The sequence below is a fragment of the Streptomyces sp. CA-210063 genome (assembly GCF_024612015.1).
In the GTDB taxonomy this organism is placed as follows: domain Bacteria; phylum Actinomycetota; class Actinomycetes; order Streptomycetales; family Streptomycetaceae; genus Streptomyces.
The window spans coordinates 2,155,682-2,177,902 of sequence record NZ_CP102512.1; the positions used below are offsets into that span (position 1 = coordinate 2,155,682).

The 22,221-nt window shown below is 69.4% G+C and carries 17 protein-coding genes and 1 pseudogene; 9 read left to right on the forward strand and 9 right to left on the reverse strand.

Going from position 1 to position 22,221, the window contains the following annotated elements; translation table 11 throughout:
* Positions 1 to 10 precede the first annotated feature (10 nt).
* The 3 genes from JIX56_RS09310 to JIX56_RS09320 form a co-directional block, all read right to left on the reverse strand.
* Positions 11 to 877 (reverse strand): carbohydrate ABC transporter permease, encoded by an 867-nt coding sequence (locus JIX56_RS09310; RefSeq protein ID WP_443032027.1) that lies wholly within the window; start codon positions 875 to 877, stop codon positions 11 to 13.
* Positions 878 to 942: 65 nt separating this feature from the next.
* Positions 943 to 1,938: a carbohydrate ABC transporter permease gene (locus JIX56_RS09315; RefSeq protein ID WP_257538556.1), complete on the reverse strand. Its 996-nt coding sequence runs from the start codon at positions 1,936 to 1,938 to the stop codon at positions 943 to 945.
* A complete protein-coding gene (locus JIX56_RS09320) occupies positions 1,935 to 3,284 on the reverse strand; it encodes an extracellular solute-binding protein (RefSeq protein ID WP_257538566.1) in 1,350 nt (449 codons plus the stop codon). The genes JIX56_RS09315 and JIX56_RS09320 overlap by 4 nt, the downstream gene beginning before the upstream one ends.
* Positions 3,285 to 3,902: 618 nt before the next feature.
* On the opposite strand from JIX56_RS09320, the gene JIX56_RS09325 reads away from it, so the two are divergent.
* The 7 genes from JIX56_RS09325 to JIX56_RS09355 all read left to right on the forward strand — a co-directional run bounded on the left by JIX56_RS09325 (position 3,903) and on the right by JIX56_RS09355 (position 13,866).
* The gene (locus JIX56_RS09325) at positions 3,903 to 4,916 is read left to right on the forward strand and encodes a hydroxyacid dehydrogenase (protein WP_257538568.1); all 1,014 of its coding nucleotides are present in this window, start codon (positions 3,903 to 3,905) and stop codon (positions 4,914 to 4,916) included.
* 423 nt (positions 4,917 to 5,339) lie between these two features.
* Positions 5,340 to 6,677 (forward strand): ABC transporter substrate-binding protein, encoded by a 1,338-nt coding sequence (locus JIX56_RS09330; RefSeq protein ID WP_257538570.1) that lies wholly within the window; start codon positions 5,340 to 5,342, stop codon positions 6,675 to 6,677.
* Between the two features lie 12 nt (positions 6,678 to 6,689).
* Positions 6,690 to 7,574 (forward strand): carbohydrate ABC transporter permease, encoded by an 885-nt coding sequence (locus JIX56_RS09335; RefSeq protein ID WP_257538572.1) that lies wholly within the window; start codon positions 6,690 to 6,692, stop codon positions 7,572 to 7,574.
* Entirely contained in the window at positions 7,571 to 8,512 is a 942-nt protein-coding gene (locus JIX56_RS09340; protein WP_257550792.1) for a carbohydrate ABC transporter permease, read from the forward strand. Before JIX56_RS09335 ends, JIX56_RS09340 begins: the two co-directional genes overlap by 4 nt.
* Positions 8,513 to 8,591: 79 nt before the next feature.
* Positions 8,592 to 10,214, forward strand: coding sequence for a family 43 glycosylhydrolase (locus tag JIX56_RS09345; RefSeq protein ID WP_257538573.1), 1,623 nt, complete (start codon positions 8,592 to 8,594; stop codon positions 10,212 to 10,214).
* 416 nt (positions 10,215 to 10,630) lie between these two features.
* Positions 10,631 to 11,671 carry a LacI family DNA-binding transcriptional regulator gene (locus JIX56_RS09350; protein WP_257538584.1) on the forward strand — a complete coding sequence of 347 codons (1,041 nt, stop codon included), beginning with the start codon at positions 10,631 to 10,633 and terminating at the stop codon, positions 11,669 to 11,671.
* Between the two features lie 191 nt (positions 11,672 to 11,862).
* Positions 11,863 to 13,866: a sulfatase gene (locus JIX56_RS09355; RefSeq protein WP_257538595.1), complete on the forward strand. Its 2,004-nt coding sequence runs from the start codon at positions 11,863 to 11,865 to the stop codon at positions 13,864 to 13,866.
* Here the strand turns inward: JIX56_RS09355 and JIX56_RS09360 are convergent.
* From JIX56_RS09360 to JIX56_RS09375, 4 genes and pseudogenes are all read right to left on the reverse strand, one after another.
* Positions 13,863 to 14,231 (reverse strand): annotated as a pseudogene (locus JIX56_RS09360) (IS200/IS605 family accessory protein TnpB-related protein); the annotation flags it as partial. The gene JIX56_RS09355 and the pseudogene JIX56_RS09360 overlap by 4 nt on opposite strands.
* Positions 14,232 to 14,298: 67 nt before the next feature.
* Complete coding sequence (locus JIX56_RS09365) at positions 14,299 to 14,955, reverse strand: hypothetical protein (RefSeq protein WP_257538597.1); 657 nt, start codon at positions 14,953 to 14,955, stop codon at positions 14,299 to 14,301.
* The gene (locus tag JIX56_RS09370; RefSeq protein ID WP_257538599.1) at positions 14,952 to 15,590 is read right to left on the reverse strand and encodes an RNA polymerase sigma factor; all 639 of its coding nucleotides are present in this window, start codon (positions 15,588 to 15,590) and stop codon (positions 14,952 to 14,954) included. The genes JIX56_RS09365 and JIX56_RS09370 overlap by 4 nt, the downstream gene beginning before the upstream one ends.
* A gap of 213 nt (positions 15,591 to 15,803) precedes the next feature.
* The gene (locus JIX56_RS09375) at positions 15,804 to 16,463 is read right to left on the reverse strand and encodes a hypothetical protein (protein WP_257538601.1); all 660 of its coding nucleotides are present in this window, start codon (positions 16,461 to 16,463) and stop codon (positions 15,804 to 15,806) included.
* A 179-nt stretch (positions 16,464 to 16,642) separates the two neighbouring features.
* Here JIX56_RS09375 and JIX56_RS09380 point away from each other — a divergent pair, with 179 nt between their 5' ends.
* A complete protein-coding gene (locus JIX56_RS09380) occupies positions 16,643 to 17,047 on the forward strand; it encodes a VOC family protein (protein WP_257538603.1) in 405 nt (134 codons plus the stop codon).
* Between the two features lie 73 nt (positions 17,048 to 17,120).
* Here the strand turns inward: JIX56_RS09380 and JIX56_RS09385 are convergent, their stop codons facing one another.
* Entirely contained in the window at positions 17,121 to 17,816 is a 696-nt protein-coding gene (locus JIX56_RS09385; RefSeq protein WP_257538605.1) for a helix-turn-helix domain-containing protein, read from the reverse strand.
* Between the two features lie 199 nt (positions 17,817 to 18,015).
* Positions 18,016 to 19,140 (reverse strand): YihY/virulence factor BrkB family protein, encoded by a 1,125-nt coding sequence (locus JIX56_RS09390; protein WP_257538607.1) that lies wholly within the window; start codon positions 19,138 to 19,140, stop codon positions 18,016 to 18,018.
* Positions 19,141 to 19,697: 557 nt separating this feature from the next.
* Here JIX56_RS09390 and JIX56_RS09395 point away from each other — a divergent pair.
* The gene (locus JIX56_RS09395; RefSeq protein ID WP_257538609.1) at positions 19,698 to 22,208 is read left to right on the forward strand and encodes a Pls/PosA family non-ribosomal peptide synthetase; all 2,511 of its coding nucleotides are present in this window, start codon (positions 19,698 to 19,700) and stop codon (positions 22,206 to 22,208) included.
* The last annotated feature ends 13 nt before the right edge of the window (positions 22,209 to 22,221 follow it).

Consider the following 22,221-nt stretch of genomic DNA (forward strand, 5'->3'; position numbering starts at 1 on the left):
TGACGTGGGACTACTTGAGCCCGGAGGTGGACATCCCGGCGACGAACCCGCGCTGGGCGACGAGGAAGATCAGCAGGATGGGGACGACGTACATCACCGAGGCGGCGGCCTGGAGGTGGGTGACCGGTGTCCCGGCCGAGGTCACGTAGGTGGACATCACGGCGACCGCGAGTGTGGAACGGTCCGTGGACAGCAGGAGTTGGGGGGCGATGTAGTCGCCCCACGTCCAGGTGAAGGCGATCACGAAGCTCGCGGAGAGCACCGGCCAGGACTGCGGCAGGAAGATCCGCCAGAAGATCGTGGCGTAACCGCAGCCGTCGACGATCGCGGCCTCCTCCAGCTCGCGTGGCAGCCCGGCGAAGAACTGCCGGAAGAGGAAGACGAGATACGGCGCCGCCGCGAGGCCCCACAGCACCCATGGCCAGTAGGTGTCGACCATGCCGAGCTTGGCGAAGATCAGATAGGTCGGCAGCAGGGTGATCATCTGGGGCAGCATCATCGAGCCGAGCAGGACGCCGAACAGCGTCTTCTTCCCGGGCGCGTCCAGCCGGGCGAAGCCGTAGCCGACCCAGGCCGAGCTGAGGGTGACCAGGGTGGCGTAGAGGAAGGCGATGATCAGGGAGTTGCGGGCGTAGCCGAGGAAGTCGATCAGCTGGAAGGCGTCCGCGAAGTTGTGCCACTGGAAGTCTCCGGGCAGCCAGTGCACCGGGGCGGCGGCCGTCTCCGCGGAGGTCTTCAGACCGGTGAGGACCAGCCAGCCGAAGGGGCCGAGGAACAGCCCGGTGACGACGACGAGCACGGTGTAGAGGACGAGTCGTCCGGTGCGCACCCGCACCCGGGCCTGAGCCGGACCTCCCGGGGACTTGGACCGGTGCAAGGACGGACCGGTGGCGGTGGTGGCGCCGCTCTGGACGGTGCCGCCGGCGGTGTCGCTCGTGACGGTCACTTCTTCGCCTCCGGATCGACGTTGTAGAACACCACTCCGGACGTGAACCTGAAGATGAGTCCGGTGACGATGAGGATCAGAACGAAGAGCACCCACAGCAGCGCGGAGGCGTAGCCGTAGCGGCCGAGCGCGAAGTACTCGGCGAACACATGCATCATGTACATGTAGTTGGACTGCGGGATCGCGGTGACGCCGCCCGTGGTCGGCTCGGCGGCCAGCAGCAGCGGCATGATGGTCTGCACGGAGGCGATGACCCCGGTCACCGTCTGGAAGAGCAGCACCGGCGACAGCAGTGGCACGGTGATGCTGCGGAAGGTCCGCCAGGCGCTCGCCCCGTCGATGCGGGCCGCCTCGTGGAGTTCCCGGGGCACGTCCTGGAGCCCGGCCAACGAGATGATCATGACGTTGCCCGCGGCCCACAACACCGTCATCAGGAGTACGTAGCGGGCGTACGGATCGGCGAGCCAGCCGAGGGCGTCGATGCCGAAGATGTTCAACACCCCGTTGGCGGCACCGGAGTTCTGGTCGAACAGCGACTTGAAGGCGAGCCCCGCGCCCACCGGCGGTACCACGGCCGGGAGATAGAGCAGGGTGCGGAACAGCCCCCGGGCCCTGAGGGGCCGGTTGACCAGGACCGCGAGCCCGAGCCCCGCCACGATCGACAACGGCACCGACGTCACCGCGAACAGTCCCGTGCGGCCCAGGGCGTCCCAGGTGACCGAATCGGCGAGCAGTTCCCGGTAGTTGGCGAGCCCGATGAACCGCCAGTGCGGCGAGATCCCGTCGTACGTGGTGAGACTCAGCCACAGCGCGTACCCCATCGGGACGATCGTCAGCAGCAGGAAACCGATGATCCAGGGCGAGGCGAACATGTAGAACGCCCGGTGCCTGCGGGTGGTCATGGAGACACGGGGCCGGGCAGCGACAACCGTCGCACCGCCACCCCCGTTCCTGGGCCTCTTCTCCACGGCGGAGATCTGATCGGCCGTCATCCCACCTGCTCCTTACCGCGCTCGAGCTGCTCGTTGATGGTCGAGTTCAGGCGCTCGGCGAGGGTGTCGACGGAGATCTCGCCCTTCATCGCCGCGGGCGCGACCTGGTTGAAGAGGGCCTTGAAGCCCTCCGCCGTGATGTACGGGGTGAAGGAGATCACCGAGAAGTGCTCCAGCTCGGCCTCCTGCGCCTTCAGCACCCGCCGCTGGTAGTCCTTCGCGGCCGGCATCAGTGGACGCAGGGACTTCAGGCTCGGGATGCCCCAGCCGCCGCCCGCGCGGTCCTTGGCCGGAGCCTCGCCGAAGAACCACTCGAAGACCCGCCACGCGGCGTCCTTGTTCCGCGCCTTCCGGGGCATCCAGAACCCGGTGCCGCCCTGGCAGGCGCTGACCCGCGCACCGCCCTCGAAGACCGGCGCGGGGGCCAGCCGGGACGCCTTCGCCAGCTTCTCGTCGGTGTTGATCATCCCGCCGAGCCAGTAGCCGCTGTTGGTCATGGCCATCCGGCTCGCCTGATAGGTGGGCCCGTCCCAGGTGTTCGGGTCGGGTTGGATCGCGCTCGGGCCCACCTTGGCCCGGCAGTAGTCGATGTACCAACCGAGCGCCTTGCGGGCCGCCGGGGTGGTGAAGTCGATCCGGGAGAAGTCGTCGTTGAAGAGACTGCCGCCGGCGGCCACGGTCAGCGTCGACAGGTTGGTGGCCTCGTAGAGACCGTTGTAGCTGCCGCCGAAGACGATCGTCTGGCCGTTCTTCCGCTGCGTGAGCCGCTTGGCACGGTCCAACCACTCCTCGTACGTCACCGGCTCGGACTCGGGCGGATAGTCGATGCCCGCCTCGTCGAAGTGCGCGGTGTTGTACCAGTACATGGAGTCCTGGGAGAAGTCCTTCACCATGCCGTAGCGCGGGCCCTTGCCCTGGGTCCGGCCGTCGTAGCGCCACAGGTCGTTGACCGGGTCGAGGTCGTCGGCCTTCAGCACACTGCTCCCGGCGAAGTACGGGTCGAGTTCCTCGGCCACGTCCCGCGCCACGAAGTACGGCGCGTCCACGGCACCCACGCCACGCACCAGGTCCGGCGGGTTTCCGCTGGTCAGCATCGCGATCAGCTTGGTGATGTCGTACTTCACCGTGGTGATCCGGACGCCGATGTCCTGCTGCGCCTGCTTGATCAGCTCCGGGGAGATGTCCTCGGCCTTGACCATCAGCGTGACGGTCTCGCCGGGACCACTGACCCCGCTGGACACCTGGAGCGCACAGCCGTTCAACGCCGCCCCACCGGCCGCGACGCCGCCCGCGGAGAGGGCGAGGAATCGACGGCGGCTCAGAGGACCACCGGCACGGGTATGCATGGACGCCTCACCTTCAGCGGCAACAACCGGTTTCTACCGGTCGACGGGGCAGAGCTTGTTCCTGAGCGCCATCTGCGTCAAGAGTCTTGACCGGTTTTCGAAAACTCCGCGCAACCCCCCGGACATGGCCAGATACGCCGTCACGCACCACCGAGGGCCCCACAAGGGGTGCGGAAATTCCAGGTCATCGGCCGACTTCAGCCAGTCGGCACCACAGATCCACGTCTCCCGAAACCCACGGATCCAGGAACCGGTTGCTCCCCACCTCACCGCTGTCGCCCGCCTCGCGGGGAGACCCGCGCGGCATCCGCCGCGGCCACCCCGCCTCAGCGACGGGGCACGCGGGGGTAACCGATTACGCCATCACGCGGAATCTCACCACTTTCCGGCGGGAAAGCGGCCCCTCCACCCTGACAAGCCCCGACGAACCCCCACTTCGCCTCCCTCGGCACATCCACATGACCTGCTCATTTACGGACGATGCCCAGCAAGACTCCGCACGCGACTCCCGATCACGACGATTGACCGGCCATCGAACCCGGATCTACGGTAGAAGACGTTTTCTGAAACTGTTCCCACACCAGCCCTCGCATCCACCCCCAGCTCTCCAGGAGAGTCATGCCCAGCGCCCAGTCGACGCGAGCCGTGTTCGCCATGGATCCGGTGCATCTACCCCTGCTCTTCCCGCCGCCGCTCATGGCCCGGCTGCGACACGTGGTCGAGATCGAACCCGAGTTCGTCGTCCGGGACTTCGCCGATCCCGCCGCCGCCCAGGCGCTGGCCGGGGCCGAGGTGCTGATCACCGGCTGGGGCTGCCCGCACCTCGACGCGGACGTGCTGACGGCGGCACCCCGCCTGCGTACCGTCCTGCACGCCGCGGGCTCGGTCCGCGCACTGGTCGGCGAGGCCCTGTGGCAGAGCGGGGTCACCGTCTCCAGCGCGGTGGCCGGGAACGCGCTGCCGGTCGCCGAGTACACGCTCGCGATGATCCTGCTGGCCGGGAAGGACACCTTCGACCAGCGCGAACGCTTCCGGCAGACCCACACCTACCCCTCCCCCGCCGAGACCGCGGCCATCGGAAACGTCGGCCGCCGGGTCGGGGTCATCGGGGCCTCGCGAGTCGGCCGCCGGCTCCTCGAACTGCTGAAGCCGTTCGACTTCGCCGTCTCGCTGTACGACCCGTATGTCGACACCGCGGGGGCCGCCGCACTGGGCGCCGAACCGATGGCGCTGGAGGACCTGTTGCGCACCAGCGACATCGTCAGCCTGCACGCCCCCGACATCCCCGAGACCTACCGCATGCTCGACCGCGGCAGACTCGCGCTCATCAAGGACAACGGCGTGCTCATCAACACCTCCCGGGGCGCCCTGGTCGACCCGGAGGCGCTCACCGACGAGTTGCTCTCCGGCCGGCTCCGCGCGGTCCTGGACGTCACCGAACCCGAGCCGCTGCCCGCCGGCTCCCCCCTCTACAACCTCCCCAACGTCTTCCTCACCCCGCACATCGCCGGTTCACTCGGCAACGAGCTGGAGCGCCTCGGCCGTACCGTCGTCGAGGAGTTGGAGCGCCTCGCCTCGGGCCTGCCACCGGCCCACGAGGTACGCCACACGGACCTGGCCCGGGTCGCCTGAACCGTGCCGGCACGCCGCCCTCTCCCTCCGCGGCGCTCTCACGTCCGCACCGGAAGCCCTCCCGCTGGCAAGGGATGACAGGGAGACGTAAACGTTTTCACATGCCGGGCCGCCGCGCGAGCCGCTTCCGCGACGGCCCGTACGCCGTTCGGCGCGCCTCTGACCTGGGCAGCTCCGGTCACGCTCTCGTCACCGATCAGCGACTCTCGGCAACCCCGCGGACAATCCGGCGTAACAATTTGCCGTCGCGCTCTTGCGTGAGCCGATCAGGCGACCTACGTTTCACAGCAACCGTTTACTACACGTTCCGCAGGGGTCCCGAGACCCGAGCTGATGGTCCGCCTCGCTCGCCGTCGCCCCACCGAGCCGCCCCTCGCTCCCCCCGCTTCCGCGATCGTCTACGTCTCGAAGGATGACCGTACGATGAACTCCACCAGCCCCCGGAGAAGGTTCGCCCGCGTTGCCGTCGCGAGTGTGGCACTGACAGGTCTGCTCGCCGCGTGCGGCGGTTCGGACTCCGGTGACGACAGCTCCGGAGCCTCCGGTCCGGTCACCCTCCCCTTCTGGGGCTGGGCCAACGGCCAGGAGACCCTCGTCAAGGCGTTCAACGCCTCCCACAAGGACATCCAGCTCAAGTACACCAAGGTCACCGACCAGCTGACCATGCAGAAGCAGCTCAGCAACGCGGTGAAGGCGGGCAACGCCCCCTGTCTGCTGCAGAACACCGCCGAGTATGTGACGACCTGGGTGTCGCAGGGCGCGCTCGCCGACATCACCGAGTACGTCGGGGCGAGCGAGGACAAGTTCAACGCCGGCGCCTGGGCCGGTGTCCAGGTGCAGGGCAAGGTCTACGGCGTGCCCACCAGCTCGGCGCCCGCCTTCACGATCTACCGCACGGACGTCTTCAAGAAGTACGGCCTCGACGCGCCCGCGACCTGGGACGACTTCATCACCGCGGGCAAGGAACTGAAGAAGCACGACATCCACATCACCAACTACGCCGGTGAGGACCCGAGCACCCTGGAGGTGCTGGCCATGCAGGCGGGCGCCCACTGGTACGCGATCGACGGCGACTCCTGGAAGGTGAACTTCCAGGACGAGGGCAGCCTCAAGGCCGCCGACGTGATCCAGCAGATCATCGACAACGACCTCAACTCCAAGCTCTCCTTCGCCGACTACGCGGCCGTGCAGCGCAACTACGACAAGGGCGGCACGGCCACGCGGCAGATCTCGACCTGGCAGATGTCCGGCATGGTGCAGAACTTCACCGACTCTTTCGGCGACTGGGCGCTCACACCGTGGCCGACGTACAAGGGCGAGGCGGCGAAGACCCCGGCCGGCACCAACCAGAGCGGTGGCATGAACCTGGTCACCGAGCAGTGCGAGTACAAGAAGCAGGCGGCCGAGGCGGCGCTGTGGCTGTCCACCGACACCGACGCGGTGAAGTCGATGGCGAGCCCGGAGACCGGCAGCGGTGTCATGCCGGCTCTGGCCGACAGTGACGCGTACGTCGCCGAGGCGATCTCCGAGAAGCTGCTCGGTGACCACTACGAGCCGGGCAAGAAGGTCGTCACGGACAGTCTGGGCACCGTGACCACCGACTGGGTCTACGGCCCGAACTGGACCGCGATGTTCACCGAGCTGCAGAGCGAGTGGGGCAAGGTCGTCAGCAAGGAACAGAAGGTCACCGACCTGCTCGCGCACATGCAGGAGTGGACGGTCAAGGACCTGAAGTCCCGCGGTATCAACGTCAAGGGCTAAAGGCATCTTTCGATGATTCGCTCCCAGCGCTGGAAGGGTGCCGCGTTCACGGTGCCCTTCCAGCTCGGATTCGTCTTCCTCTATCTGCTCCCCATCGGGTACGCGGTGTACGAGTCGCTGTTCCAGGAGAAGCAGTCCGGGCTCGGCCTCGGCGGTGCGACGCGGGAGTACTCCGGGTTCGACAACTACCGGCTCGGGCTGACCGACTCGGCGTTCATGGGCTCCATCCTGCGGGTGGTGCTGTTCGCCTGCGTGCAGATACCGTTCATGCTGCTGGTCAGCCTGGTCCTGGCACTGTTCCTGGACGCGCTCACCTCGAAGGCAGCGAACCGGTTCCGGATCGTGCTGCTGCTCCCGTACATGATCCCGGGCGTGGTCGCGGCGATCGTGTGGATCAACCTGTACAGCCCCGAGGTCGGCCCGCTGACCCCGGTCGGCGACTTCTTCGGGTTCGACTGGAACTTCTTCTCGCCCTCCATGGTGTGGCCGTCCATCGGCAACCTGCTCACCTGGCACGGCATCGGCTACAACATGGTGATCATCTACTCGGCGCTCCAGGGCGTGCCCCGCGAGCTGTTCGAGGCCGCCCGCCTCGACGGCGCCTCCGAGGCCCGTATCGCGCTGAACATCAAGATCCCGTTCGTACGCGGTGCCCTGGTGCTGACCGGGCTGCTCTCCATCATCCAGATGCTGCAGATCTTCAACGAGCCGGCGCTGTTCCGGAGAATCACCCCGGAGACCGTCGACGACAGCTTCACCCCGATCATGATCATCTACAACCAGGCGTTCAACGCGGGCAACTACCACTACGCCGCCGCCCTGTCAGTGCTCCTCGCCCTGATCCTCGGCGTCGCCTCCTTCCTCTTCTTCCGGCTGACTTCGAAGGAGGTCGACTGATGGCCACGACGACGACCACCGGCTCCCCCGAGAAGTCCGGGACATCCGGGACGTCGGGGGTCCCGCCCGTGCGGCGCATCACCCGCGCGGACACCGCCTCGCGCGGGCGCGGCGGCCAGCGGTTCATTCTGCTCGGTCTGATCCTGGCCAGCGCCTACAGCCTGTTCCCCGTGTGGTGGCTGATCGTCGCCTCCACCAAGGACCGGGTCGGGCTGTACCAGAGCAACGGCATGTGGTTCTCCGACATACACCTGTGGGACAACCTGCGTCAGCTGTTCACGTACGGGGACGGCATCTTCCTGCGCTGGACCGCCAACTCGTTCCTGTACGCCGGTGTCGGCTCCCTCGGCGGCACCCTCATCGCCCTGGCAACCGGTTACGGCCTGGCCCGTTTCGACTTCCCCGGCCGGGGTGTGGTGTTCGCGTGCGTGGTGGGCTCGTTCCTGATCCCGATCGCCCTGCTCACGCTGCCGCTGTACCTGATGTTCTCGAAGATCGGCCTGGTCGACACCCCCTGGGCGATGCTGATCCCCTGCCTCATCAACCCCTTCAGCGTGTATCTGGCGAAGGTCTACACCGAGGCGACGATCCCCTTCGAACTCCTGGAGGCGGCCCGGATCGACGGCGCCGGTGAGCTGCGGATCTTCTTCAGCATCGTGCTGCGGATGATGACCACGGGCGGCGCGACGGTCTTCCTGCTGGCCTTCGTCAACACCTGGAACGCCTTCTTCCTCCCCCTCACCGTCCTGCGCGGCGAGGAGAACTGGACCCTCAACCTCGGCCTCTACAACTGGACCGGTAAAAGCCTCGAATCCGGCATCGACCTGACGAGTCTCGTCCTGACCGGCGCCCTGCTCTCCATCGTGCCGCTGGCGATCATGATGACCGCGATGCGCCGCTACTGGCGGTCCGGTGTGACGCTGGGGGCGCTGAAGTGACACGTCCGGTGCCTGCTCGAGGGGCCGGTCCGGTGCCTGCTCGAGTGACCGTCAGTCTGGAAGCACCGGGAGTTCGCTCATGACCGTGGCCCACAACCCCGTCATCCGTGGCTTCGCCCCCGATCCCTCCCTCATCAGGGTCGGCGAGTGGTACTACGTGGCGACCAGTTCGTTCGAGTGGTTCCCGACGATTCCCTTGCACCGGTCCAGGGATCTGGCGCACTGGGAGTACGCCGGCCATGTGCGCGGCGCGGCCCCGGGCGGCTCACTGGCCGGCGTCCCCGACTCGGGCGGCGTCTGGGCGCCTTCCCTGAGCTGGGACGGCGAACGCTTCTGGGTGGTCTACACGATCGTGCGGTCGGTCGGCACGCGGTACTTCGACCTGGACACATACGTCAGCACGGCCGCGGCGGTGGACGGCGAGTGGACCGCTCCAAGGCGGGTCGCGAGCCATGGCTTCGACCCCGCGCTGTTCCACCACGAGGGCCGGCTCTGGCTGCTCAACATGCAGAGCGACCACCGCCCCGGCGGCAAACGGTTCGCCGGTATCGTCCTGACGGAATTGGACCGCTCCACTCTGCGCCCCCTCGGCGACACCCACCTCCTCCTCCAGCACGACAAGCTGATCGAGGGCCCCAAGCTCCTGGTCCACGACGGCTGGTTCCACCTGGTGCTGGCCGAGGGCGGCACCGGTTTCGAGCACGGGGTGCGGGTCGCGCGCAGCCGCTCATTGACCGGCCCGTACGAGCTGGACGATCTGCCCCTGCTGACGACCCGGGACGACCCGAAGGTGCCGCTGCAGAAGGCCGGGCACGCCGAGCTGGTCGAGACGCCGACCGGCGAGTGGTTCCTGAGCCACCTCACCGCCCGCCCCCTGCACACCGACCAGGGCATGCGCTGCCCGCTGGGACGGGAGACCGCCGTCCAGGCGGTGGCCTGGGACGCGGAGGGGTGGCCGAGGCTGCGGCAGGGGGGTTGGCATCCTGCGGTCGAGGTGGAGGTGCCGACCGTGCCTGGGGCCTCCGGCGAGTCCACGTCCACGTCCACGTCCACGTCCGCGCCGGTCGTACGCGGGGACACGCTGTCCTGGCCGTGGAGCAGTCTGCGCGCGGAGCCGGACGCGTCCTGGGTCGACGCGACGGCCCGTCCCGGCTGGATCCGGCTGCGCGGACGGCAGGGGCCCGAATCGCTGTGGGACCAGAGCCTGTTGGCCCAGCGCGTCACCGAGCACCGGGCGGAGGTGGAGGTCACCGTGGAGGCCCGGCCGCGCACCTTCGGCGAGGCCGCGGGGCTGACCCTCCGCTACAACGCCGCCTCCTACCTCACCCTCGACCTGACCTGGGCCGAACCCGAGGGCGAGCCGCAGCGCGGCCAGCAGTGGCGGGGCGAGGGCCGCACCGTACTCAGCCTCGTCGAACGTGACGATGAGGGCGCGCGGCAGGTGGCCGAGGTCGAGGTCGAGGCGGGGCGGCCGGTCACTCTGGGGGCGAGTGTCGACGGCGCCGAGGCCCGCTTCTGGTATCTGCGCGACGAGGTACGTACGCCGATTGGACCGGTCCTGGACTTCAGCCGGCTCTCCGACGACTACGGGTCCAAGCTGCGCTTCACGGGCGCCTTCGCCGGCATCCACGCCCAGGACCTCGTCGGCGCGGCCTTCACGGCGGACTTCGGCGGGTTCCGGCTGGTGTGCGGCGAGGAGTGAGGGCACCGCCCCGGGTGCGGGTCCGCCCCGCAGGGCTCTGGCTCTGGCTCTGGCTCTGTGCAGGCAACGCTGCGGGGCAATACGCCTGGGGTCTGTCGGTGAAGTGCCGGTCATGGCTACTCGTTGAGGACTGCGACCAGAACCCCTGGGGGCAAGCCCCCGTGAACAGACGCCGGTTGCGCCCCCAGCCCTCCGGCCCCCGACGGCCCTCGGCCAAGCACCCATCCGCGCCCCTTGTTCGAGGTTTCGAAAGTTTTGGCTTGGGCGGTCCTTTGATTCCCCGCTCCTTCCCGCCGTGTTGAGTTGGCCTTACCGTAGGAAGCGCTTGCTACGTGGCGGGTGGTTCCGCCGCGCGAGCGAGGCTGTTCGAAAATTTCACCGGCCCTCGGGACGGGGCCCTGAGAGGTGGAGTCGCGATGGTGCGTGGCGGGAGCGCGACGGCCGGGCCGACGCTGGCGGTGGTGGCGCGCGAGGCCGGGGTCTCCGTACCGACGGCCTCGAAGGTGGTCAACGGCCGGGAGGACGTGGCCCCGGAGACCAGGCGCCGGGTCACCGAGGCGTTGGACCGGCTCGGTTACGTCCGCAGACCCCGGTTCGAGGCGTCGAAACCGCCGCGCATGGTCGACCTGGTGGTGCACTCGCTGGAGAGTTCCTGGTCGGGCGCGGTACTGCACGGCGTGGAACAGGCGGCCCACGACGCCGGCCTGGAGGTCGTGGTCTCGGCCGGTCTGACCCGCACCCGGGGCGCCCGCCCGGAACGCGGCTGGTTCGACAAGCTGACCGCCCGGGGCTCGGCCGGCGTGCTGTTCAACCTGGCCGAACTGTCCCCCGCCCAGTACTCCTGGCTCACCCAGCACCGCATCCCGTTCGTCCTGATCGACCCGGTCCTCGAACCGCCGCCCGGCGTGGTGTCGGTGGGCGCGGCCAACTGGCAGGGCGGGACCACCGCCACCGAGCATCTGCTGGCCCTGGGGCACGAGCGGATCGCCGTGATCGCCGGGTACCGGCGGAAGATGTGCAGCAGCGCACGGGTGGCGGGCTACCGCTCGGCGCTGATGGCCGCGGGGATCCCGTACCGGTCGGAGTACGTCCGCTACGGCAACTTCATGGAGACCGCCTCCCGCCACCGTATGCTCCAGCTGCTCGACCTCCCCGAACCGCCGACCGCCGTCTTCGTCTGCTCGGACAAGATGGCCCTCGGCGCGTACGAGGCGCTGGCCGAGCGGGGGCTGCGGGTGCCGGACGACATCAGTGTGGTCGGTTTCGACGACCTGCCCGAGGCCCGGTGGGCGAATCCCGGCCTGACCACCGTGCGCCAGCCCCTCTCCGAGATGGCCTCGACCGCGCTGCGGCTGCTGGTGCGGATGATGGAGGGCGACCAACCGGAGGGGACGCGCACCGAGTTGTCGACGCGGCTGGTGGAGCGGGCGAGCACGGGGGTGCTGCGCTCGGCCTGAAGGGGGAGTGGGATCGTGTCGGGGTTCGGACGAAATGGTTGCGGAGCACCTGAGTTCGGGTGAACGGTGGGCGTCGTCGGACCGTACGCATAGTGATGGGCGTACGGGTGTGATGGCGGTGCCGCCGTCCCCGGCCCCCTCCGCTCCACCAGCACTGAGCTCCACATGCTCCACAGGGAAGGACCTTCGGGTTGTCGCACATACGCTCTCCGCAGCTTCCGGGACCGACACCGGCACCGGACGACGACACGGCCCCGGAGGACGCGGCCCCTCCGGAGCGGGAAGCGGTTACGGAGACCAAGGCGGAGGCCGAGGAGCCGGCGGAGCCGGATACGGGGAAACCCGAGCCTGAGGCCAAGCCGGCCCCCGAGCCCGAGCCCGAGGCCGAGCCGGCAGCCGCACCCGACCCTGCGGCCGAGCCGGCCCCCGAGTCCGAGGCCGAGTCGGCAGCCGCACCCGACCCCGAGGCCGAGTCGGCCCCCGCACCCGATCCTGAGCCCGCATCCACGTCGGCCCCCGCCCCCGTCGCACCACCCTCCGGCTGGCGCACCAAGCACCCCCGGGCCGCGCGTGCCGTCGCCTGGGCCGTGACCGGACTGGCCGTCGCTCTCGTCATGTTCGTGCTGCTGGTGCCGAACGACGTGACCAACATCGAGGTCGGCCGTTTCCTGCGGATCCCGGCGGAGGGAATCCTCGTGGCGGCGCTGCTGCTGGTGCTGCCGCCGAGGGCGCGGCGCGTGGCGGTGGTGGTCGTCGGGGTGGTGCTCGGGCTGCTGATGATCGTCAAGGTGCTGGACATGGGGTCGTACTGGACCCTGGACCGCCCGTTCGACCTGGTGCTGGACTGGATCCTGCTGGACGACGCACAGTCGTTCATGAAGGACTCGCTGGGCGGCGCGGTCGCGCGGGTTGCCACGATCGGGGTGATCGCGCTGGCGCTCGCGCTGCCGGCGCTGATGACACTCGCAGTCGTGCGGATCAGCCGGCTGATGGTGCGCCACCGGCACACGGCGAGCCGTACGCTGCTGGTCCTCGGAACCGCATGGATCACCTGTTCGACGTTGACGCTGGAGGTCGCCGACACACCGGTGGCCTCGCACAGCGCGGCGACCCTCGTGGAGAACCGGATCGAGGCGGTGAGCGACGGTCTGAAGGACGGGGAGGCGTTCGAGAAGCAGGCGGCGGTCGACGCCTTCGCCGACGTACCGCCGGACCAGTTGCTGACGGGGTTGCGCGGCAAGGACGTACTGATCACGTTCATCGAGAGCTACGGCCGCTCCGCGATCGACGACCCGCAGATGGGCGAGCCGCTCGGTGAGACGCTCACGCAGAAGACGAAGGAGCTGGAGGAGGCCGGGTACGCGTCGCGGAGCGGCTGGCTGCGCTCCCCCATCACGGGCGCCGGCAGCTGGCTCGGCCACTCCACGTTCCTGTCCGGTCTGTGGATCAAGAACCAGTCGCGTTACGCCAACCTCGTCGCGAGCGACCGTCTCACCCTCACCGAGGCGTTCCGCCGCACCGGCGCCTGGCGCACGGTCGGCATCGTGCCGGGCACCCAGATGGCCTGGCCGGAGGGCAAGTACTTCGGCCTGGACCACATCTACGACTCCGACCAACTCGGTTACAAAGGCCCGAAGTTCAGCTGGTCGACGATGCCCGACCAGTACACGCTGAAGGCGTTCGAGGAGCTGGAGCACGGCAAGCGGGACCGTGAGCCGATGATGGCGGAGATCATCCTGACTTCCAGCCACAACCCGTGGGCGCCCATCCCGAGCACGATCCCCGAGGAGCGGATCGGCGACGGCTCGGTCTACCACTCGCTCCAGAAGGCGGAGGGCAAGGACCCCAAGGAGGTCTGGAAGGACCCCTCGGACGTCCGCGACGAGTACCGCAAGTCCATCCAGTACTCGGTGACCAGCCTCGTCGACTATGTCGCGAAGTACGGCTCGAAGGACACCGTCCTGGTCTTCCTCGGCGACCACCAGCCCAACAAGACGGTCACCGGTGCCAATCCCAGCCATGACGTGCCGGTCTCGATCGTCGCCCAGGACCCCGAGGTACTGGAGAAGATCGCCGACTGGGACTGGACGGACGGCCTCAAGCCCGCCGACGACACCCCGGTGTGGCGGATGGACAAGTTCCGCGACCGCTTCATGACGGCGTTCGGCCCGCAGGGCGCCGGGAACCGTTCCTAAAGACTGAGCGGGAGTGAGTCCTGTTGCCAGGACTCATGCTCAGCCGAACAACCCGAACGGTATTGGGTGTTCTGGTCGCCCGCTTTCGCTCCGCGTCCGGCGCGCACGGATCGTGTCCGTGGTCCGGGGATGCGGGGGCGGGTTCCCTCACGCCCGGGAATGCCTGGTCGGGCCTGGACGGTCCGATGCCCCTGCTCATCGCTCCGGTGAGCAGGGGGCGGTGCCGTCCGTCGCCGGATCGGGTGTCCCTGGGCGCGCCTGCCGATCGCCACGGCGGCCGCGCCGTGGCGAGTGGTGGTGCGGGTGGTGCGGGTGAGGGGTTTCTGCCAGTGCTGGGCGCCCCAGCGGCTGGTGTAGGCCGGGTCCCCTAGTCGCGGCTGTGGTCCGCCCGGGCCAGCTCGGCCCCGGGCGGACCACAGCCGCGTCACCGCCTCACTGCGGCGGCTTCAACTGGGGACGGCTCACGGGGTCGCACGGCTTGACCTGGCCCTTGAAGAACATGTACCGGAAAGCTTGGGCCGTTCTCATGTCCGACCCCTTCGGACCGGACCCGGGCAGGTACTCCTCGACCACATACGCGTCCGCATGCGTCATGACGTACTGGTAGCCCCCCTTGCCGTCGCCGGTCTTCTGCTGATTCAGGGGCGTTCCCCGATCGAGCCGGCACGTCTTGCCCGCGGGAATCTTGTCGACGATCGCGGTGAAGCCGGCGGCCCGGATCTCGCGTGCCAGCCGCTCGAAGTGCTGGGGGTCCCCCCACCAGTCGAGGTCGCGGACGGAGATGGTCAGCGTGCCGTCCGGGTTCTTCTCCACCGCGTAGGCGGGAGTCTCCGTCCCGCCCGGCACCGGCACCGCCACCGCCACGCCGGCCACGATCGACGCTGCGGCCAGCCCCCACGCGAACCGCTTTCGCACGCGGCGCCCGTGCTCGCGCCCGCCGGTGCGTTCTTTTTCCATCGTCCGCCAACTGCGCATCAGGTGTTCCTCACGCTGGATCCGTCGGCCGGCGGGGAGGTCCCGCTCGGCCGGCACGGCCAGCAGCCGGCGCAGTTCTCGGACGTCGTCGTCCCGGTCTCCGTCCCAGCTCACCGCAGTCCCCTTCCGTTGTCCCCGCTCGGCCGGACCGCCTCGTGGCGGTCACCTGTCTGCTGCCGTCTCGCGGCCGCAGGTTCCGTGTCACCGTCAAGATTTTTCTGCGTCAGTTTCTGCAGCCGACCACGCGCCCGGGACAGCCGGGAGCGGACGGTGCCCACCGGCACCCCCAGCGCCTCGGCGGTCGCGGCGTAGTCCAGCCCGGCCCACACGCACAGCGCCAGCACCTCGCGGTCCGGCCGCGACAACTGGTCCAGCGCCTTGCGCAGCGCGGCGATCCGCTCCTGGTCCTCGAGCCGGCCGACCACCTCGTCGGCGAAGTCGGGCAACAGGCCGGGCGGGGGCATTCGCTCCATCAGGGCCCGGTGCCGCCGGGCCGTGCGTCTTCGGTGGTGCACGACGTACGTGGCGATCCCCAGCAGCCACGGCAGCAGGCTTCCGCCGTGCGGGTCGACCTTCTCCCGTATCCGCCAGGCTTCGAGGAACACCAGTGAGACGCAGTCCTCAGCGACCGACCAGTCGCCGGTCAGGCGGAAGCAGTGGTTGTACACCGCCCGCCCGTGCTCGCGGAACAGCACCCTGAAGGAGTCCTCGTCGCCCGCTCGGACGCGGGCCCGGAATAGTGGCTCCATACCTGGTTCTGCCATTCCGCCACCCCCGAGTTCCCTGTGATGCGCGTCACGGGACCGGAATGCGGTCCTGAAGCAGGGTGCGGTCCTGGTCGGAGCGGGCGGCCGGCGTTTCGCCGGAGGAGATGCGGGCCGCCGGCATGGGCCGACTCTCTTCGGGGCCCGGCCGCGTCGAACGGCCGCGCCCGACTGGACCGTTCCAGTCCTGGCCGGGGCTCAGCCCGACGTGCCCACCTCGTTGTTCGGTGCGCCGTCGCCCGCCGGGGGCAGGTCGCCGCGTTGGATCGGCATGCCGTCGTGCGGGGGCGGGGGCTTGTCGTGGTGGCGGGGCGGGAGGAGGAAGGCGAGTTCGGCGTCGGTGGGGCGGTGCGCGGCGAGGGCCGCCGCGCGCAGGACGTCGCGGTCGACCGCGGCCGTGGCGGCGCTGATCCGGACGACATGGCCGTCCTCCGGTACGGCGTACTCGTGCTGTCCCGCCGAGGTCCGGTACCAGGTGTCCCCGTCGCGCTCGCAGCCGACGGACGTACCCGTGCCCTGGCCGAGCGGGTGCTCGGGGCAGTTCTGGGCGTTCATCGTGCCGTGGTCGACGAGGAGCAGGAGTTGGGCGCTGTTCTTCCGGGACCAGTAGACGGCGGAGAAGCCGTCGTCGCCGTACACGCCGACCGACTGCCGGGCCAGCATGAATCCGGGCGACTCGGTGACATGGACGAGCCCCGGCGCGATGCCCAGCGCCTCGGCGCGGGCGTGCAGCTCGGCGGGGTCGGGGGCAGGCATCAGGGGCTCCCGGCCCGCGGCCACGACCTTCTCGGTCCCGCAGGCCGTGAGCAGCAACGGCAGCAACGCCAGGGGCAGCAGAACACGTGCGGTACGGAACATGCCCTCCATCCTGCCGCACAGTTGTTCCACAGGTGAGCCAAAGAGTCCGTTCCCGCGAGAGCGCTTACTCACATGGTTCCCTCGCGCCGCGGCAGGCGTCGGCGTGCGGGTCTCGCGAGGAGCGTGAGGTGTCCGATTCCTTCAAGACCGGCCGGCGCCGGCCCGCCTACGGTGACCGTATGACTCCACGACTCGATGCGATCGGCATGGTGGCCTCGGACATGGCCGCCTCCGTCACCTTCTACCGCCGGCTCGGTTTCGCCTTCCCCGAGGGCGCCGAGAACCAGCCGCACGCCGAGGCCCAGTTGCCCGGCGGTCTGCGGCTGATGCTCGACACCGAGGAGACCGTCCGTTCCTTCTTCCCCCAGTACCGTCCGGGGACGGGCGGCGGCGCCGGGCTCGCGCTCCTGTGCGACAGTCCCGCCGAAGTCGACGCGGTGTACGAGGAGTTGGTGAACGCCGGGTACCAGGGCGAGCTGAAGCCGTGGGACGCGGTGTGGGGCCAGCGGTACGCCGTGATCCAGGACCCCGACGGGAACGGGGTCGACCTCTTCGCGCCACTGCCGACGTCCGCCCCCGAGTAGCCGACCCGCCGCCGCAACCGACACCGGCACCGGCACCGGCACCGGGCACCGGGCACCGGGCACCGGGCACCCGCTATCGTCCGCCGAGCAGTTCGCCGAGCGGCAGCCCCGCCAACTCCCGTACATCACGCGCGAGATGTGCCTGATCGGCGTACCCGGTCCGGGCCGCCGTCTCGGCGAAGGGCACCCCGTCCCGGGCGAGCGCGAGCGCCCTTCGCAGCCGTAGCACCCGCGCCAGCGTCTTGGGCCCGTACCCGAACGCGGCGAGCGACCTGCGGTGCAACTGCCGTACCCCGAGCCCGAGTTCGTCGGCGGTCGCGGCGACCGGCCGCCCCGCGTCCAGCGCGACGACGATCCGCCGCAGCAGCGGATCGGGCCGCCCCCCATCGGCCGCCCGCTCCAGGGCCACCTCTTCGAGCCCGCTCGCCGGGTCGGCCGCCGCGTTCACCCGGGCGGTGAGCCGCCGTACGAGCGCCGGTGACCACAGCTCGGCAAGCTCCACGCGCCGGTCACGCAGCTCATGCGCGGGCACACCCAGATAGGCGGGCGCGGTGCCGGGGTAGAAGCGGAGGCCCGCCCAGCTGCTGGGCGGGCCTTCGGTGACGTACGCCGTCGTATCGGGCCCGGCGACCAACAGCCGCCCGTCGTTCCACAGCAGATCCATGCACCCGTCCGGCAGAATGCGCCCGGCCCCGGGCTCGCCCGAACCACTCGGCGTGTTCGTCCACACGACGGCCCCGCCCAGCCGAGACGCCCTTTCCGCATACACACGAAAAGGCTACGCCTGTGAACAAAGGGGCTCCCCAGCATGCCCCGGGGCGCGCGGGGACCGAACGAGCAACCGCGCACTACCCCCGGGCACCGCCACGCCTCGGAGGTGAGCGTGAGCGCCGTTGGAGGTGCGGGTGCTCTGCGGACCGCGGACCGTCCGTGGCTGATCGCGCAGTTCCCCGCGCCCCTTCAGGGCGCTAGTCGTCCCCCTTCTTCACAGGTGACCGCAGCCGTGACGTCACGTCCTCCGGCGGCAGGAAGCGTGACCACCGCTCCGGGAACTCGGACGGCATGTCCGGGTCCTCGGGGTCGTGGGAGCGGGCGGCGGCGGCGCGGGCGACGTACTCGGCGGCCTGTTCCTCGCGGAGGCGCTCGTTGGCGGCGCGGGCGGCGGCGGTGGCCGCGGCGGGCCAGACGCGGTCGATGGCGGCGTTGACGGCGGCGCCGACCAGTACGGCGAAGGCGCTCACACCGATCCAGAGGAGGACGGCGACGGCGGCGGCCAGGGAGCCGTAGATCGTCGCCCCCTCGACCGTGCTGGTGAGGTAGATGCGGAGCAGGAAGCTGCCGAGGACCCACATGCCGAGGGCCATGAGGGAGCCCGGGACGTCCTCGACCCAGGGGGAACGGACCGGAACCGAGACGTGGTAGAGCGTCGTCAGGAAGACGATGGACAGGACGATCACGACGGGCCAGTAGAGGACCTGGACGACGGTCGCCGACCACGGGACGATCCGGACGACGGCGTCGGGGCCGGCGACCATCAGCGGCAGGGCGACCGACCCGATCAGCAGGGCCACGATGAAGAGCAGGAACGCCATGAGGCGGGTCTTGACGATGCCGCGGACGCCGTCGAGGCCGTACATGACGGTGATGGTGTCGATGAAGACGTTCACCGCGCGGGACCCGGACCACAGGGCGAAGAGGAACCCTATCGAGATGACGTCGGGGCGGCCGCCCCTCATCACGTCGTCCAGGATGGGCTGCGCGATCTCGGCGACGCCCTTGTCGGACAGGACGGTGCGCGAGGCCTCCAGGAGGTTGAGCTCCAGGCTGGCGATGGTGTCGGCGCCGGTCCAGTCGTCGACGTAGCCGAGCAGGCCGATCATGCTGAGCAGCAGCGGAGGCACGGAGAGCAGCGTGAAGAACGCCGCCTCGGCCGCGAGGCCCAGGATGCGGTACTCGATGCAGGAGTTGACGGTGTCCTTCAGGAGCAGCCAGGCGGTCCTGCGCTTGGAGACGTTCCGGTAGAGGGCACGCGCGCGGTGGAGACGCCCATGGGGGCTCTCGGGTGGTGGGGGTGACTGACTTGCTGGCTGCACGCCCTAAAGGTATCCGGCCGGGCGTGCCGCCCTCACCTCCCGGTGCCGCCCGCCGCGGCGGGGTCCGCGTGCGGCGCAGGCTTCCCTCCGGTCGCGTCACGGGGCAGCAAACAAAAGGAAACCCAGCAGAAAACAAAGGTGATTCCGAATCTCCTTTTCTGTCATGAACGTGCTGGCCGAATCAGTGAGGGACCAGAAGTGGAACGTTCGGGCACGCTTGTACCCGCTTTTTGGAAAGTTCCCCGCTGAAGCCTTGGGTCGAACCGGGTCCGACGGGCCGGAAGAGATCGGAAAAGGGGTGGGAAAGCGTCAATTACCCGACCCGCCTTGACCCGTTCCCGAACGTACCGAAAGAATCCGGATTGCATTCCGTTGCGCCCACCTGGACCAGGTACCGGCGCAACGCGCACCGGGGGATTCACGCAGGCTCCGACCAGGCCTGATCAATTCCGCCCCACCCGTCACCGCTCTCCATCCCCTCTCCTTCTGTCATTCCGCGCGCCGTCCCGTTCACCCCCGGGCGCCTTCCCTCGCAATACCTGTCGCGGAGAAATTCAATGACATTGCCAGTGCCACGACACGTGGTGGAAAAACCGGGTGAGGTCCAGGCGGCCGAGCCGGACGCGGCGGAATCGTACACCGCCACCGAGCGACTCCTCGCCGAACTTCTGGCCGGCGTCGCACGTATCGAACATGTGCCCGCAGAAAGCCATTTCTTCGACGACTTGGGCGCCAACTCCCTGACGATGGCCCATTTCTGTGCCCGCGTCAGGAAGCACCCCGATCTGCCGTCGGTGTCCATACGGGACGTCTACGGCCACCCGACCATCCGCGGCCTCGCGGCCGCGCTCACCGAGGCACCGCCACCGCCGGCCGCCCCGCCGGTACCCGCTGAGGTCACACCACCGGGCAACACGTTCCGGTACGTCCTGTGCGGGGCGCTGCAGTTGCTCCTCTTCGCCGCGTACTCCCTGCTGGCCACGTCCGGATACGTACTGGGGTACGAGTGGGTGGCGGACGCCTCGGGCATCGTCGCGGTCTATCTCCGGTCGGCGCTCTTCGGCGCGCTCGCCTTCCTCGCCCTGTGCACCCTGCCGGTCGTCGCCAAGTGGCTGCTGATCGGGCGGTGGAAGCCCGGGGAGTTCCCCGTGTGGGGTCCGGCGTATCTACGGTTCTGGATCGTCAAGGCGCTGCTGCGCACCAGCCCGATGATCCTGTTCGTCGGCAACCCGCTGTACGTGCTGTACCTGCGGGCCCTCGGCGCCCGGATCGGCCCGGGCGTCACGATCCTCAGCCGCACCCTCCCGGTCTGCACCGATCTGCTGACGATCGGCGCGGGCACGGTGATCCGCAAGGAATCCTTCTTCCTCTGCTACCGGGCGCGCGCCGGGCGGATCCGCACCGGCCCGGTGACCCTCGGCCGGGACGTCTTCGTCGGCGAGCACACCGTGCTCGACATCGACACCGCCCTGGGCGACGGCTCCCAGCTCGGCCACTCCTCCGCACTGCGCGCCGGCGAGGCGGTCCCGGCCGGGCAGAGCTGGCACGGCTCCCCGGCTCGGCGCACGGACGTGGACCACATCCGGGTCGCCCCGGCCGACTGCGGCAGGCTCCGGCGGGCCGGATACGGATGCGCCGCCCTGCTCCAGACACTGCTGCTGTATGTGCCGCTGACCCTCGGCGGCGCGTATCTGCTGCTCACCGCCGCGCCCTCGCTGGACACCCTGCTCGACCCGGCGTCGCGGCACATCGCGTCGGCGCGCTTCTACCTCGAGGCACTGGCCCTGTCGCTCGTGCTGTTCGCCGGTTCCCTCGTCGTCGCAGCCGTCGTCGTGTTCGTCGTGCCCCGACTGCTGCGCCCGCTGGTCCGCCCGGACCGCGTCTACCCGCTGTACGGCTTCCACTACTCCGTGCACCGCGCGATCACCCGGCTGACCAACCTCAAGCTCTTCACGTGGCTGTGCGGCGACAGCTCCTACATCGTCCCGTACCTCAAGGCCCTCGGATACGACCTCTCGCGCGTCGAGCAGACCGGGTCGAACTTCGGCACGGAGGTGCGGCACGAGACGCCGTACCTGGTGACGGTCGGCAGCGGCACGATGGTCGCGGACGGTCTCTCGGTCATGAACGCGGACTACTCCGCCACGTCGTTCCGGGTGTCCCGGACGGCGATCGGCGGGCACAACTTCCTGGGCAACTTCATCGCCTACCCGGTCGGTGGCCGGACCGGCGAGAACTGTCTGCTGGCCACGAAGGTGCTGGTCCCGCTCGACGGCGAGATCCGCGAGGGGGTCGGGCTGCTCGGCTCGCCGCCCTTCGAGATCCCCCGCTCGGTGGAGCGCGACACCCGCTTCGACCATCTGCGCGAGGGTGACGAACTGCGCCGCCGGCTCGCCGCGAAGAACCGCTTCAACCTGCGCTCGATGGGGCTGTTCCTGTTCCTGCGCTGGCTGCACACCTTCGCGCTCACCGTCCTCGGCTTCGCGGCCTTCGACCTGTACGGGCACGGGGACGGCATGGCGGGACTGCTCGCGCTCGCCGCGCTGCCCCTGGCGGCGCTCGTGTTCACCGTCCTGTACTACACGCTGGTGGAACGGTCCATGACCCGCTTCCGGCCGCTGCGGCCGCGGTTGTGCTCCATCTACGACCCGCTCTTCTGGCGGCAGGAGCGGCTGTGGAAGCTGCGGGACACACACATACAGGTGCTCAGCGGCACTCCGTACAAGAACCTCGTCTGGCGGCTGCTGGGGGTCCGGATCGGACGACGGGTCTTCGACGACGGGGTGGTCATCACCGAGCGGACGCTGACGGCCGTCGGGGACGACTGCACGCTGGCCGCGGGCAGCAAGATCCAGGCGCATTCGCAGGAGGACGGCACCTACAAGTCCGACCACGTCACGATCGGCGCGCGCTGCACGCTGGAGGTCGGAGCGTTCGTCCACTACGGCGTGGTGCTGGGCGAGGGGGCCGTGCTCGCGCCGGACTCCTTCCTGATGAAGGGCGAGGAGGTGCCGCCGCACGCGCGCTGGGGCGGGAACCCGGCTACGGAAACCACCGGAGAACGGTGAATCGGGGGGAAAT